The 14,177-nt window shown below is 64.4% G+C and carries 12 protein-coding genes; 3 read left to right on the forward strand and 9 right to left on the reverse strand.

The window, feature by feature from the left end:
• Nucleotides 1-80: 80 nt before the first annotated feature.
• From G4G27_RS13615 to G4G27_RS13625, 3 genes are all read left to right on the forward strand, one after another.
• Complete coding sequence (locus G4G27_RS13615) at nt 81-920, forward strand: sulfurtransferase (RefSeq protein ID WP_183113790.1); 840 nt, start codon at nt 81-83, stop codon at nt 918-920.
• Complete coding sequence (metC, locus tag G4G27_RS13620; RefSeq protein ID WP_183109163.1) at nt 875-2,119, forward strand: cystathionine beta-lyase; 1,245 nt, start codon at nt 875-877, stop codon at nt 2,117-2,119. Before G4G27_RS13615 ends, metC begins: the two co-directional genes overlap by 46 nt.
• A gap of 192 nt (nt 2,120-2,311) precedes the next feature.
• Nucleotides 2,312-3,829, forward strand: a complete 1,518-nt coding sequence (locus tag G4G27_RS13625) for a TorF family putative porin (RefSeq protein WP_244624332.1) — start codon at nt 2,312-2,314, stop codon at nt 3,827-3,829.
• 322 nt (nt 3,830-4,151) lie between these two features.
• On the opposite strand, the gene G4G27_RS13630 is transcribed toward G4G27_RS13625, so the two are convergent.
• From G4G27_RS13630 to prfB, 9 genes are all read right to left on the reverse strand, one after another.
• Nucleotides 4,152-4,568 (reverse strand): DUF3035 domain-containing protein, encoded by a 417-nt coding sequence (locus G4G27_RS13630; protein WP_183109164.1) that lies wholly within the window; start codon nt 4,566-4,568, stop codon nt 4,152-4,154.
• Nucleotides 4,561-5,091 carry a signal peptidase II gene (lspA, locus tag G4G27_RS13635; protein ID WP_183109165.1) on the reverse strand — a complete coding sequence of 177 codons (531 nt, stop codon included), beginning with the start codon at nt 5,089-5,091 and terminating at the stop codon, nt 4,561-4,563. The genes G4G27_RS13630 and lspA overlap by 8 nt, the downstream gene beginning before the upstream one ends.
• The gene (locus G4G27_RS13640; RefSeq protein WP_183109166.1) at nt 5,088-8,087 is read right to left on the reverse strand and encodes an isoleucine--tRNA ligase; all 3,000 of its coding nucleotides are present in this window, start codon (nt 8,085-8,087) and stop codon (nt 5,088-5,090) included. Before G4G27_RS13640 ends, lspA begins: the two co-directional genes overlap by 4 nt.
• 215 nt (nt 8,088-8,302) lie before the next feature.
• Nucleotides 8,303-9,226, reverse strand: a complete 924-nt coding sequence (locus tag G4G27_RS13645) for a bifunctional riboflavin kinase/FAD synthetase (protein ID WP_183109167.1) — start codon at nt 9,224-9,226, stop codon at nt 8,303-8,305.
• Nucleotides 9,227-9,425: 199 nt separating this feature from the next.
• Entirely contained in the window at nt 9,426-10,592 is a 1,167-nt protein-coding gene (locus G4G27_RS13650; RefSeq protein ID WP_183109168.1) for a dipeptidase, read from the reverse strand.
• A gap of 278 nt (nt 10,593-10,870) precedes the next feature.
• Nucleotides 10,871-11,347, reverse strand: coding sequence for a dihydrofolate reductase (locus G4G27_RS13655; RefSeq protein WP_183109169.1), 477 nt, complete (start codon nt 11,345-11,347; stop codon nt 10,871-10,873).
• 5 nt (nt 11,348-11,352) lie between these two features.
• Nucleotides 11,353-12,147, reverse strand: a complete 795-nt coding sequence (locus G4G27_RS13660; RefSeq protein ID WP_183109170.1) for a thymidylate synthase — start codon at nt 12,145-12,147, stop codon at nt 11,353-11,355.
• On the reverse strand, nt 12,147-12,920 hold the full coding sequence (locus tag G4G27_RS13665) for a methyltransferase domain-containing protein (RefSeq protein ID WP_183113792.1): 774 nt from the start codon (nt 12,918-12,920) through the stop codon (nt 12,147-12,149). Before G4G27_RS13665 ends, G4G27_RS13660 begins: the two co-directional genes overlap by 1 nt.
• 38 nt (nt 12,921-12,958) lie before the next feature.
• Nucleotides 12,959-14,086: a peptide chain release factor 2 gene (prfB, locus tag G4G27_RS13670; RefSeq protein ID WP_183109171.1), complete on the reverse strand. Its 1,128-nt coding sequence runs from the start codon at nt 14,084-14,086 to the stop codon at nt 12,959-12,961.
• Between the last annotated feature and the right edge of the window lie 91 nt (nt 14,087-14,177).

Here is a 14,177-nt window from a genome sequence, read left to right on the forward strand (position 1 = left end):
GAGCGACATTGTCGCCCCCACCTCACTCGACGTCGCCGCTCCCGAGCGCTAGTGAACCGCTATCTGCAAGGGAGATAATGATGGATTCGCTGGTGACGACCGAATGGCTCGCGAACGAAATGGGCGCGAACGACCTGCGTATCGTCGATGCAACCTATGTGCTGGCCGGCGACAAGCGTAATCCGGCGGCCGAATATGAAGCGGCGCATATCCCCGGCGCGGTGTTCATGGATCTGGCTGAACTGGCCGACACCAATACCGACCTGCCCTCGATGCTGCCGCCGCCGGAGAAATTCGCCAGCCGCATGCAGTCGCTCGGGCTCGGCGATGGCAGCCGCATCGTGCTGTACGATGATTCGCCCTATCATACCGCGGCGCGCGCCTGGTTCATGCTGCGCACGTTCGGCGCGCATGACGTTGCCATCCTCGACGGCGGGTTCGCCAAGTGGAAGGCCGAAGGCCGCGACACGGCGAGCGGCAAGGAACAGCTGCGCCACCGTCACTTCACCGTGTGGGCCGACGACAAGGGCGTGCGCAACATCGCCCAGATGAAGGCCAATCTCGACAGCGGCGCGGAACAGGTGCTCGACGCACGCTCCGCCGCGCGCTTCACCGGCGCCGAGCCGGATCCGCGCCCTGCAACACATGCCGGCCATATCCCGGGTTCGAAGAATTTGCCGCAGGGCGAGCTGTTCAACCCAGACGGCACCTATAAGCAGGGCGAGGCGCTCAAGGCCGCCTTCGATGGCGCCGGGATCGATCTCGCCAAGCCATTGGTCACGACTTGCGGGTCGGGCATCACCGCGTCGGTCCTGGCGTTCGGCGCGCATCTGCTCGGCAATGAGGCGGCGGTCTATGACGGCAGCTGGTCCGAATGGGGCGCCGACAGCTCAACCCCCAAGGCGACCGGCAGCCAGTGAGCGACGAGACCGGCCGCCCCAAGGATGGCGCGACCCGCGTCGTGTCCGCCGGGCGGCGCAAGGAATGGACCGGCGGGGTGGTCAACCCGCCGGTGTGGCGTGCCTCGACCATCTTGTACGATTCGGTCGCCGAGCTGCGCGAACGCGTGTCGGACACGCATCACCGGCTGTTCTACGGCCGGCGCGGTACGCCGACGCAATGGGCGCTGGCCGATGCGCTGACCGAACTCGAACCCGGCGCGGAGGGGACTTTCCTCTATTGCTCGGGCGTCGCGGCACTCGCGGCGGCATTGCTCTCGGTCCTGTCGCCGGGCGACGAATTGCTGCTGGTCGACAGCGCCTATGACCCGACCCGGTCGCTGGCCACCGGCCTGCTCAAGCGCATGGGCATCACCACACGCTTCTACGACCCGATGATCGGCGCCGGCATCGCCGACCTGATCGGCGATCGGACCCGCGCGATCCTGATGGAAAGCCCGGGCAGTCTGACCTTCGAGGTGCAGGACGTGCCCGCGATCGTCGCCGCCGCCAAGGCGCGTGGCGTGACCACATTGCTCGACAATACCTGGGCGACGCCGCTGCTGTTCCCGGCGATCGCGCACGGCATCGACCTGAGCGTGCTTGCCTGCACCAAATACGTCGTCGGTCATTCCGACGTGATGCTTGGATCGGTCACCGCCGCACCAGGCCATTTCGCCAAGCTGCGCGACACCAGTTTCCAGCTCGGCCAGGTTGCCAGCCCCGACGATTGCTGGCTCGGCTCGCGCGGCCTGCGCACCATGGCGGTGCGGCTCAAACAGCATGAAGCGAGCGCCTTGAAGATCGCGCACTGGTTACAGGACCAGCCCGAAGTCGCCCGCGTGCTGCACCCCGCTTTGCCCGGCAATCCCGGGCATGAAGTCTTCCTGCGCGACTTCAAGGGCGCGTCGGGCCTGTTCTCCTTCGTGCTCGACGGCGGCGGCGAAGCGGCCCGCGCCGCGCTGATCGACGGGCTCGAACATTTCGGTATCGGCTATAGCTGGGGCGGGTTCGAGAGTTTGGCGCTGCCGGTCGATCCCGCTCGCTACCGCAGCGTAACGAAACGCGACGATGCCGGGCCGATGGTCCGGCTGCAGATCGGGCTCGAGGACGCCGACGACCTGATCGCCGACCTTTCCGACGGCCTGGCCCGGTTCCGCGAGGTCGTTGCGCAGCGGTAACCAGTGTTGCACTGCGGCCACACAAACATTGCTGAATGTTGCTGAACGTCGAATTTTGTTGTGCGCTGCAGCAGCTTTCGGCAATTCGATTGCGTCAACGGTCGATTGCGCGGGGTGCCCAAGGGTGCCTGACAGATGCGACATCCGTCGGACGCAGGGTGTTGGAACCAATCTTTGTTCGAAAGGGTATCCATGCGCCATTTTTCCATGATCAGCCTCAGCGCGCTGATGATCGCCAGCGCCACGCCGGCATTCGCCAGCGAAACCGCTCCAGCTTCGGCCACTGCCGCGGACACGACCACAACCGTCGTCGATGACACCGCGGCCGCCACTCAGGACGCCGCGCCGGCCGCCGAACCGGCACCGGCGGCATCGCCCTTCTCCGTCACCGCCAGCGCGACGCTGGTCAGCGATTATCGCTTCCGCGGCTTTTCACAGACCGGTGAAAATGGCGCGATCCAGGGCACGATCAACCTGAACCACGAAAGCGGTTTTTATGTCGGCACCTGGGGGTCGAGTGTCGGGTTCGCTGGCCATACCGAGGTCGATCTGTACGGCGGCTACACCAAGACCTTCGGCAAGGTCACGCTCGACGCCGGGCTGCTCTATTATCTTTATCCAAAGAAGGGCAATGCCGACACCGACTTCTTCGAACCCTATGTCAACGTCAGCACGACGGTCGGTCCGGTTACTGCCAAGGTCGGCGTGAATTACGCATGGGGCGGTCAGGCCGCATTGGGCGACAATTCGGCGGTCTATCTCCATGGTGACATCAGCACCGCGATCCCATCGACGCCGTTCGGCCTGAACGCGCATATCGGCTGGGCGAAGAGCGATGCCTTCCCCGGCGGTATCGACGGTAAGGTGCTCGATTATTCGTTCGGTGCGACCGCGGCGTACAAATCGCTCACGCTGGGCGTATCCTATGTCAACACCGACGAGACCAATTCGACCTTTGGCGGCCTGATTCCCGGCGGCTACAAGAACTTCATCGGCGCCGATGGCGCGGTGGTGTTCAGCCTGACCGCGGCGATGCCGGCGGCCGGTTCGGACACCGACGCCCCTTCGTCGATCAAGATCACCGGCGGCGCCACTCTGGTCAGCGACTATCGTTTCCGCGGCTACACGCAGAATAACGAGAATGCCGCGATCCAGGGCACCATCGTGCTGACCCATGACAGCGGCTTTTATGTCGGCACCTGGGCCTCGAGCATCGGCTTTGCCGGCAATACCGAAGTCGATCTCTATGGCGGTTATTCGAAGACCTTCAACGGCATCACGCTCGATGGCGGCCTGCTATATTATCTCTATCCAAAGCACGGCAATGCCGACACCGACTTCTTCGAACCCTATGTCAATGTCAGCACGACGCTCGGCCCGGTGACCGCCAAGGTCGGCGCAAACTATGCCTGGGGCGGCCAGGCCGCGCTTGGCGACGCATCGTCGATCTATCTGCACGGCGAACTCAACGCCGGCATCCCGAAAACGCCGTTCGGGCTCAACGCCCATATCGGCTATGCCAAGAGCGACAGCTTCATGGGCGGTGTGACCGGCGACGTGATCGACTATTCGGTCGGCGCGACGGTGGCCTGGAAGGCGCTGACCTTCGGCGTCTCCTACGTCAACACCAACGAGACCAACTTCCTGAACGCCAAGGAAGCACTTGGCGCGGACGGTGCGGCGATCTTCTCGATCAGCGCCGCCTTCTGATAAATGCCCCTTTCGCGGATTGCCGGCTTCCCGGCAGTCTGCGGAAGGGGAGTGCGCCCTTCACGCAGTCGTCTTACCCGCGAACGCGGGTATCCCGCTTCTTCTTAGTGCGGGGCAAGGCAGCGGGATCCCCGCTTCCGCGGGGATGACGGAGTAGAGGCCAAGTCACCTTATCCTAACTGCGCACGGCGCACGGCGCCCGGCCCGACTCCGGCCCACTACCTTTCCCTAGACATCCCCGCACACAGCAAACCCTCCGCCGGTAAGAGCGAAGGGTCACTGGATCATGGGGTCGCGACCGCTCATTCGCGGTCACGCGGGATTACGGGTTCGGCGTGGTCGCCCGTGCGTCCTGGCCGTCGCCTTCGGGCGCGGCGACGATGTCGCGAGTCGTGCCGCCCTTGTCGACCACCGTGGTGCCGGGGTCGCCGACATCGGAACGGATGCCGGTATCGGCCAGATCGCCGCCCGCCGCATCGACCGTCGCGGTTTCCGAAGCGCTACGCGCCGCCGAACCACCGAACAGCGCATCCAGCGCCTGGGCATTGGCGCTGCCGGCGGAGACCGGCGCGGCGCCTGGCGCCGGCGGCACCAGCGAGAAGTCGGGCGGGATGACCAACGGCGCCTGGCGCGCCACCGCGAATTCGTCGGGGCGGTCGCGGTTGATTCCGGTCGAGCCACATCCGGCCAACAATACCACCAGGCCCAGCCCGGTTGCGATCGACGCCATCTTACGCATTCAAATTCTCCACTGGAGCTCGTTCGTCGTTCTGCCCCTTGCCGGGCTTATCCCGTACCAGAAGCGCGCGCGCGAGCAAGACGAGCACCCCTATCGTAATCGCCGCGTCGGCGACATTGAAGACTAAAAAGGGCCGCCACTCGCCGAAATGCAAATCCGCGAAATCGACAACATACCCAAAACGTACGCGATCGAGGATATTGCCGATCGCACCGCCAAGCACGAGGCCCAGCGCGACCTGATCCTGGCGGCTCTTTTCGCGCGTCATCCAGATCAGCACGCCAAGCGCGATCGCCCCGGTCAGCACGACCAGGCCCCAGCGCATCATTTCGCTATCGGCCGGGAACAGCCCGAGCGACACGCCGATATTGGGCACGAAGCGCAGTTGGAAGAAGGACGTGATCTCCCGCACCGCGCCGAGATGATTGATGCCGAGCGGCCCGGTGATCATATGCTTGGCCAGCTGATCGACCAGGAAGACGATGATCGCCGTCACGAAACCGGCGGGGCGGAGCGATTTCATGCGGGCACCACCTCAGTGCAACGGTCGCACAATGTACCGTCTTCCGTCACTTCGGGAAGATGGCGCCAGCAGCGGCCGCATTTATGGAAATCGGTCGGGGTCACCGACACCGTGTCGCCCTGCGTGACTTTCGCCACGATGAACATCTCCGCCAGCGCAGCGAGCGGCAGCGGCGATTTGGGCACCGTTACTTCGGCCTCGAGGCTGGATCGGACCAGCTTCTCACGGCGCAACGGCTCGATCGCCTCGGTCACCTGGACCCGCAGCGCGCGCATGTCGCCCCAGCTGGTCGACACCGCATCGTCGCCCGGAAGCGGCGGCAGTTCGGGCCAGTCGAGGAAATGCACCGATCCATCCTCGCTTGGGAAACGCGCCTGCCACACTTCCTCCGCCGTGAAGCACAGGATCGGCGCGGCGTACCGCACAAGGGCGTGGAACAGGATATCGAGCACGGTGCGATAGGACCGGCGCTTGATGTCGCTCGGCGCGTCGCAATAAAGCGAATCCTTGCGGATATCGAAGAAGAAGGCCGACAGATCCTCCGCCGCGAAATCGGTCAGCAACCGCAGATAGCGATTGAATTCGAAATTCGCCGTCGCCGCCTTCAACTCGACATCGAGCTTGCCGAGCAGATGCAGGACATAGAGCTCGAGCTCGGGCATTTGCTTAGGCGAGACCTTCTCCGACTCGTCGAACCCGTCGAGTGCGCCGAGCAGGTAGCGGAAGGTGTTGCGCAGCTTGCGATAAGCGTCGCTGGTCGTGCCGAGCACTTCCTTGCCGATCCGCACATCCTCGAAATAATCGGTCTGCGCGACCCACATGCGCAGGATATCGGCGCCTGATTCCTGGATGATCTTGAGCGGATCGACGACATTGCCGAGGCTCTTCGACATTTTGCGCCCCTGCCCGTCGAGCGCGAAGCCATGCGTCAGCACCGCGTCATAGGGCGCGCGGCCGCGCGTCCCGGCGCTTTCGAGCAGCGACGACTGGAACCAGCCGCGATGCTGGTCCGATCCTTCGAGATACAGGTTCGCGCGCGTGCCTTCGCCATAGCGCGCTTCGATCACGAACGCGTGAGTCGATCCGGAATCGAACCACACGTCGAGAATGTCGTTGATCACCTCATAATTTGCCGCGTCGTACTTCTCACCAAGCAACTGCTGATGATCGGCGGCGAACCACGCATCCGCACCGCCCACCTTGAACGCATCGACGATGCGCGCATTGACCGCCGGGTCATTGAGATATTGGCCGGTCTTGCGATCGACATAAAGCGCGATCGGCACACCCCATGCGCGCTGCCGGCTGATCACCCAGTCGGGGCGCTGCTCGACCATCGACCGGATGCGGTTCTGCGACCGCGCCGGCACCCAGCGCGTGCGCTCGATCGCGTCGAGCGCGATGTTGCGCAGCGTCGGGCCATTGCCCTTGGCGTGACCCAGCACCGGCGCGAAGCCGGCCTCCGCACCGATTTCGATCGGCGGCGGCGCACCGTCATTCTGCTGCGGCTGGTCCATCGGGATGAACCATTGCGGCGTCGCGCGGAAGATCACCTTGGCCTTGGACCGCCAGCTATGCGGATAGCTGTGTGCGAAATCGTCCGACGCCGCGAGCAACGCACCGGCCGCGCGCAGATCCGAACAGATCGGTCCGTCCGACGCGACGAACTTCTTGTTGATGACGCTGCCCTGCCCGCCCAGCCACAGCCAGTCGGCCCGGTACATGCCCGCACCATCGACCGCGAACACCGGGTCGATACCGTATTGCTTGCACAGCAGGAAATCGTCCTCGCCATGATCCGGCGCCATATGGACGAGGCCCGTACCAGCGTCGGTGGTGACGAAGTCGCCGGGCAGAAACGGGCGGGGCTTGGCGAAGAACCCGCCGAGAGCGTGCATCGGATGGCGGGCGGTGGCGCCGGTAAGGTCGGCACCCTTGAAAGTCCGCAGTGACAGCGGCGTCCCATCTTCATTGACGGCTGGGGCGAACGCGAAATACATCCGCTCGATACCCAGATCACTGACATCAATGCCGCGCAATCCGCTATTCAAACGCTCGGCAAACAAGGGCAATAGTTCAGTAGCGATGACAAAACGTTGCCTGTCTGGGAACCACGGCAATTGCCGACAGACACGCGCCATCGCTTCGCCAGATTGACCATCCGCCTCGACATTGACAGCAAACGAACAATCCACGACCGAATATTCGACTTCAGGCCCATAGCTCAGCGCCTGATTGACCGGGATCGTCCAAGGCGTGGTCGTCCAGATCACCGCATGCGCGCCGACCAGTTCCGGCGCGTTCGGCGCGTCCATGATCTCGAACGCCACGTCGATCTGGGTCGATACGACATCCTCATATTCGACCTCGGCCTCGGCCAGCGCGGTCTTTTCCACCGGCGACCACATCACCGGCTTGGCCCCGCGATAGAGCTGGCCGCTCTCGGCGAATTTCAGCAGCTCACCGACGATCGCCGCCTCGGCGTCGAATTTCATGGTAAGATACGGGTCTTCCCAATCGCCCATCACGCCAAGCCGCTCGAACTGCGCACGCTGCACGGCGACCCATTTCTCGGCATAGGCGCGGCATTCGGCGCGGAACTGCGCGACCGGCACCTGGTCCTTGTCGAGCTTCTTGGCGCGATACGCTTCCTCGACCTTCCATTCGATCGGCAGGCCGTGGCAATCCCAGCCCGGCACGTACGGCGCGTCCTTGCCCAGCAAGGTCTGGCTGCGGACGATGATGTCCTTCAGCACCTTGTTCATCGCATGGCCCATATGGATGTCGCCATTGGCGTAGGGCGGGCCGTCATGCAGGATGAAGCGCTCGCGCCCCGCGCGCTGTTCGCGCAGCCGGTCGTACAGGCCGAGCTTTTCCCACCGCTCCAGAATCGCCGGTTCCTTGGCGGCAAGGCCGGCCTTCATCGGAAAGTCGGTCTTCGGCAGGAAGACGGTGTCGCGATAGTCGCGTGCGGTGTCGGAAGGCGTGTCGGTCATAAGTGGGTGGGCTTTAGCGAGACCAAGGGCCTTACACAAACGCCGTTCTTGCGAACTGTCCTTCTCCCCCTATGGGAGAAGGGAGGAGCCGCACAGCGGCGGAGGGATGAGGGGGAGTGAGGCGGGGAACGGGTGGCCAATCTCTGCCAGTCCCCCTCACCCTTCCCATCGCTATGCGATGGGGCCCTTCCCTCTCCCACAAGGGGAGAGGGAGGTTAGGCGAGCAGCTCAGCTGCCCGCTCGCAATCGCGCTCCATCTGCGCCGTCAGTGCCTCCAGCGTGTCGAACCGCGCCTCGGGCCGCAGATAGTCGACCAGCTCGACCTCGATGCACTGCCCGTACAAATCCTCCGAAAAATCGAAGAAGAACGGTTCGAGCAATTCCTTGGGCGGGTCGAAGGTCGGGCGGATGCCGAGATTCGCCGCGCCGTTCAGCACGCGACCATCAGCCAAATGCCCGCGCACCGCATAGATGCCGTAAGCGGGCCGCAGATAATTGCCCATATCGATATTGGCGGTCGGATACCCGATCGTGCGGCCAAGCTTGTCGCCATGCTGCACCACGCCCTGGATCGCGAACGGCCGGGTGAGCAAGGCCGCCGCGCCGCGCGGATCGCCGGCGACGAGCAAGTCGCGGATCCGGCTCGACGACACGGTCTCGCCATCCTGCGCCACCGCAGCCACCGTCTCGACCGCGAAACCGTCGCGCCGGCCGAATTCGGCGAGCACAGCGACATTGCCGCCCTTGTTCTTGCCGAACGTGAAATCCTCACCGGTCACCACCCCGCCGACGCCGATATTGCCGCGCAGCCGTTCGGCGACGAACTGCTCGGCGGTCAGCGCGGCGAGCGTCGCATCGAACCGGAACACGATCATCGCATCCGCGCCCGCCTCGGCGAACAGCCGCTCGCGCTGGTCGAGACTGGTCAAGCGGAAGAGTGGCGCGTCGGGACGGAAATAGCGCACCGGATGCGGATCGAAGGTCGCGACCAGCGCCGGCACGCCGCGCGCTCTGGCCATCGCGACCGCAGCCCCGACCACCGCCTGGTGCCCGCGGTGAAACCCGTCGAAATTGCCGAGCGCGACGATCCCGCCACGCAGTTCGGGCGGGATGGGCGCGCTGCCGTCCAGCCGCTGCATGACGCGGGCTATAGGGGGGTGTGGCGAGGGGCGAAAGCCCCTCTCTAAAACCCTCTCCCCCTGTGGGAGAGGGAGGGAGGAGCGAAGCGACGGAAGGGTGAGGGGGAGTGACGTGTGAAAACGCCTGTCCCCCCTCACCCTTCCCATCGCTGCGCGATGGGGCCCCTTCCTCTCCCACAGGGGGAGAGGGAGATTGGAATTAACCTGCCGGCGTAATCCCCGCCCTCAACACCCGGAGCACATTTCCGCCCATCACCTTCCCGATCTCCTCGGGTGTGAAACCACGGTCCATCAACGCTTGGGTCACCGCCACCAACTGGCCGACATCGAACCCGGTGGTCACCGCACCGTCGAAATCCGACCCCAGCCCGACATGGTCGATCCCCACCACATCGCGCACATGGGCGATGGCCAGCGCGACCTGTTTCGGGTCGGTACCGCACACCGCGCCGTCCCAATATCCGATGCCGACCACGCCGCCGGTCGCGGCGATGCCCTTGATCTCGGTGTCGGTCAGGTTGCGGTTGACGTTGCACGTCGCCTGCACGCCGCCATGGCTCGACACCACCGGGCGCTTGGCGATCTTGAGGATCTCGGCGACCGTTTCATGGCTCGCATGCGCGACATCGACGATCATGCCGAGTGTCTCCATCCGCGCGATCACCTGACGGCCGAGCGGGGTCAGGCCGCCCTTCTTCTCACCATGCATCGATCCCGCGACATCATTGTCGAAGAAATGCGCCATCCCGGCCATGCGGAAACCCGCACCATATAAGACGTCGAGATTGCCGATCTTGCCTTCGAGATCCTGCAGCCCCTCGATCGACAACATCCCACCGACGATCTTCTGGCCCGCCGCGCGCTGTCCGAGCAGCGTATCGAGATCGGCCGGCGTGCGGATCACGCGAAGCTGTCCGTTCGACGCTGCGGCATAGCGGTTGAGCTTGGTCGCGTGCCACAGCGAGCGTTGCAGCAGCGAACGCCAGGTGCGCAACGGCTGCAGGTCGGCGATGACCAGCGACGTGATATTGTCGGTCGCCGCGGAATTGGCGTCGTAATTTTGCCCCTTGGGCGTCTTGGTCACCGAAGAGAACACCTGCAGCGCCACATTGCCCTCGACCAGTCGTGGCAGGTCGACCTGCCCGCGCGAGGATCGTGTGAGCAGGCTGCGTTTCCACAACAAGGTGTCGGCATGCATGTCGGCGATCTGCAGCCGCGCGTGCAGCGCCCGTGCTTCGGGGCTGATCTTCAGCGCGACCGGCACGACCTTGTTCATCGATTTCTCGACGATGCCCGGCGCGAAGACGAAAAAGGCGATCGCGCCGAGGATGATCAGGACGAGAATGCCCCACAGCCATTTCTTCATCGCGCCACTCCCCACCCTAACCGTCATGCCGGACTTGTTCCGGCATCCATCATGCCGACGGACTTATGCTTTCGGGTATGCGGGACGGTGCCCCTCGGAACAAGTGCGGGTGACGGTTCACGAGCAATTTGGATTGCGTGAGAAAACCCCTCCCCGTTCGTGCTGAGCTTGTCGAAGCACCGCTTTTTTTCGGGCCGAAGAACGGCCGCCTTCGACTGCCTGCCAAGGCAGGCGCTCAGGACAGGCTTCGACAAGCTCAGGGCGAACGGAAGGGAAGGTCAGCTCAAGCCGCGTTCCAGCGTTACGAAACTATATGCGGGCCGCTCGCCCTCGGCAGCATGATCTTCGCGCGCAATCTCGTGCCAGCCGTCAAAACGCGGCACCGACGCGTCGCCCTCGGGCGCACAATGCACCTCGGTCAATTCGATCCGGTCGGCGCGGTCGAGGAACAGCGCAAAAACCTCCGCGCCGCCGATCACCGCGATGTCGCCGTCGCCGGCGAGCGCGATGGCCTGGCCCGGCGTGTGCGCGACCTCCGCCCCCGGTGCGGACCATGCGGAATCGCGCGTCAACACGATGTGCCGCCGGCCGGGCAGCGGACTGGGAAAACTCTCGAAAGTCTTGCGGCCCATCACCATCGGCTTGCCCATGGTCTGCGCCTTGAAGCGTTTGAGGTCGGCGGGAAGACGCCAGGGCAGCATGCCGTCGCGACCGATCACGCCATTATCGCCGCGCGCGAGATGGAAGCTGATCACTTAAATCAAACCGCCACCGCCGCTTTTATATGCGGCTGCGCCTCATATCCAATCAGCGCGAAATCCTCATATTCATACCCGTCGATCGCATCCGGCTTGCGCAAAATCTCCAGCGTCGGCAACGGCCCGGGCGCACGCGACAATTGCTCGCGCGCCTGATCGAGATGGTTCGAATAGAGATGGCAATCGCCACCGGTCCACACGAACTCGCCAACCTCCAGCCCGCATTGCTGCGCCAGCATATGCGTCAGCAGCGCATAGCTCGCGATGTTGAACGGTACGCCCAAAAAGATGTCGGCGCTGCGCTGGTAAAGCTGCAGCGACAGCTTGCCGTTCGCGACATAGGTCTGGACCAGGCAATGGCACGGGCTCAGCGCCATCGCGTGCAGGTCGCCGGGGTTCCATGCGGTGACGATCTGGCGGCGCGAGTTCGGGTCGCGCTTGATCAGCGCGATCAGCTCGGCGATCTGGTCGATATGGCGGCCGTCCGCCGCCTCCCAGTCGCGCCATTGCTTGCCATAGACCGGGCCGAGATCGCCATTCTCGTCCGCCCATTCGTCCCAGATGCTGACCTTGCGGTCGCGCAGCCATTGCACATTGGTATCGCCGCGCAGGAACCAGAGCAATTCAACGATGATCGAGCGCAAATGCAGCTTCTTGGTGGTCAGCACCGGGAAGCCTTTGGCCAGGTCGAAGCGCATCTGGTGGCCGAACACGCTCCGCGTGCCCGTTCCGGTGCGGTCCATCTGCTCGGCGCCGGTGTCGAGCACGCGCTGCATCAAGTCGAGATAAGGGCGCATCAGCCCCCGGCTTTCGATGGCGCCTTCGCTGTCGGCACGGGCGTGGGTGTCGGCTCGGGCGTCGGCTTGACCGAAACGCACGGCCTGATCGCCTCGGGCGCGGGGCGCGGGCCGGCAGCGCGGAACACCGCGAGATAACCGCCGGCCGATGGCATGTCATGCATCTGCACCAGCGTATAACCGACTGCGGCGAACTCGCATTTCAGCAGTGAGGGCGGCGTGCCATGATCCTGGGTGCGGCGCTTGGCATCGACCACTACGACTTGCCCACCGGGACGCAGCGACGGCCGCATGCGCCACAGGAACTCATAGGGCTCCTCGATCTCGTGATACATGTGCACCATGAAGATGCGGTCGAAGCTGTTGTCGGGCAGCTTGGGATTAGCCGGCTCGCCCAGGCGCACGCTGACATTGTCGAGCCGTTCGCGCGCCACGCGTTCGGCCAGCGCGTCACGCACCTCGGCGACGATATCCTCGGCCAGCACACGGCCATCCTTGCCGACGCGCTGCGCCAGGCGGATCGTGTAGTATCCCTCGCCCGCGCCGATATCGGCCACGGTCATGCCGGGCTTGATGCCCGATTTGTCCATCACCTCACCCGCCTCGTTGAGCCGGTCGCGGGCTTCCTCGGTCGACCAGCGCGACGAAACGATATGCGCGACCGGACGGTCGGCGGCGGGGAAATCACCGATCTTCTCCACCGGCTTCTTGATGCGCGGCGGGCCCGGCTCACAAGCGGTCAGCGCAAGGAGCAGGCACACTCCCACTCCCATTCGTTTCGAGCGGAAGGTTGGGAGAGTCGCGAACCGCATCAATCCACGTCCTCCACCTCGACCGCCTCGCCCGTCACACGCTGCGACAGGGCCGCCGCCATGAACGAGTCGAGATCGCCGTCGAGCACATCCGAGGGGCTGGTCGAGGTCACGCCGGTGCGCAGATCCTTGACCAGCTGATAGGGCTGCAGGACGTAGGAGCGGATCTGATGGCCCCAGCCGATATCGGTCTTGGCCGCATTCTCCGCATTTGCCACCGCTTCGCGCGCCTGCAATTCGCGCTCGTAGAGCCGCGCCTTGAGCTGGTTCATCGCCTCGGCCTTGTTCTTGTGCTGCGAACGCTGGTTCTGGCACTGCACGACGATGTTGGTCGGGATATGCGTGATGCGCACCGCCGAATCGGTGGTGTTGATGTGCTGCCCGCCCGCGCCCGATGCGCGATAGGTATCGATGCGCAGCTCGCTCTCGTTCACTTCGATATCGATATTGTCGTCGACCACCGGATAGACCCACACGCTGGCGAAGCTGGTATGGCGCCGCGCCGCGCTGTCATACGGGCTGATCCGAACCAGGCGGTGCACGCCGCTCTCGGTCTTGGCATAACCGTAAGCGTTCTCGCCCTTGAGCAGCAGCGTCGCCGACTTGATCCCGGCCTGTTCGCCCGAATGCTGGTCGATCAGCTCGACCTTCAAGCCGTGACGCTCGCCCCAGCGCGAATACATGCGGCTGAGCATGCCGGCCCAATCCTGGCTCTCGGTCCCGCCGGCACCGGCATTGACTTCGATATAGGTGTCGTTGGCATCGGCCTCGCCGGCAAGCAGCGCCTTGACCTTGTCGCGATCGGCGCGCTTGGCGAGTTCGGCAAGCGCCGCGACGCCTTCCGTCTCCATCTCGGTATCGCCTTCGGCCTCGGCCATCTCGATCAGCTCGGACGTGTCGGCGAGTTCGCTCTCGATCGCGCGCGTCGCGGCGATCGCCTCGTCGAGGCGACGGCGTTCACGCATCACTTCCTGCGCGGCCTTGGGGTCGCTCCACAATGCCTGGTCCTCGACCCGTGCATTGAGTTCGTCGAGACGGCGGAGCGCACGGTCCCAGTCGAGGAAGCGACGCAGCAGCGCCAGCGCCTCGTTGATAGTGTCGACATGGGCCTGCGCTTCAGCGCGCATGGGGGGTACTCCGGGTCAATTCATTGGTCCCGGCATGGCCGGGCTCAGGATATGGTGCAGAACGATATAGCGCGAGACATATGGTTCGAGG

It is taken from the genome of Sphingomonas sp. So64.6b (assembly GCF_014171475.1).
Lineage (GTDB): Bacteria > Pseudomonadota > Alphaproteobacteria > Sphingomonadales > Sphingomonadaceae > Sphingomonas > Sphingomonas alpina_A.

Bases quoted from the DNA above. Each gene is read 5' to 3' on its own strand.
- G4G27_RS13660 (WP_183109170.1), bottom strand. From the start codon at position 12,147: ATGCGCCCTTATCTCGACTTGATGCAGCGCGTGCTCGACACCGGCGCC.
- G4G27_RS13640 (WP_183109166.1), bottom strand. From the start codon at position 8,087: ATGACCGACACGCCTTCCGACACCGCACGCGACTATCGCGACACCGTC.
- G4G27_RS13630 (WP_183109164.1), bottom strand. From the start codon at position 4,568: ATGCGTAAGATGGCGTCGATCGCAACCGGGCTGGGCCTGGTGGTATTG.
- prfB (WP_183109171.1), bottom strand. From the start codon at position 14,086: ATGCGCGCTGAAGCGCAGGCCCATGTCGACACTATCAACGAGGCGCTG.
- metC (WP_183109163.1), top strand. From the start codon at position 875: ATGGGGCGCCGACAGCTCAACCCCCAAGGCGACCGGCAGCCAGTGAGC.
- G4G27_RS13625 (WP_244624332.1), top strand. From the start codon at position 2,312: ATGCGCCATTTTTCCATGATCAGCCTCAGCGCGCTGATGATCGCCAGC.
- G4G27_RS13665 (WP_183113792.1), bottom strand. From the start codon at position 12,920: ATGGGAGTGGGAGTGTGCCTGCTCCTTGCGCTGACCGCTTGTGAGCCG.
- G4G27_RS13650 (WP_183109168.1), bottom strand. From the start codon at position 10,592: ATGAAGAAATGGCTGTGGGGCATTCTCGTCCTGATCATCCTCGGCGCG.
- lspA (WP_183109165.1), bottom strand. From the start codon at position 5,091: ATGAAATCGCTCCGCCCCGCCGGTTTCGTGACGGCGATCATCGTCTTC.
- G4G27_RS13615 (WP_183113790.1), top strand. From the start codon at position 81: ATGGATTCGCTGGTGACGACCGAATGGCTCGCGAACGAAATGGGCGCG.
- G4G27_RS13645 (WP_183109167.1), bottom strand. From the start codon at position 9,226: ATGCAGCGGCTGGACGGCAGCGCGCCCATCCCGCCCGAACTGCGTGGC.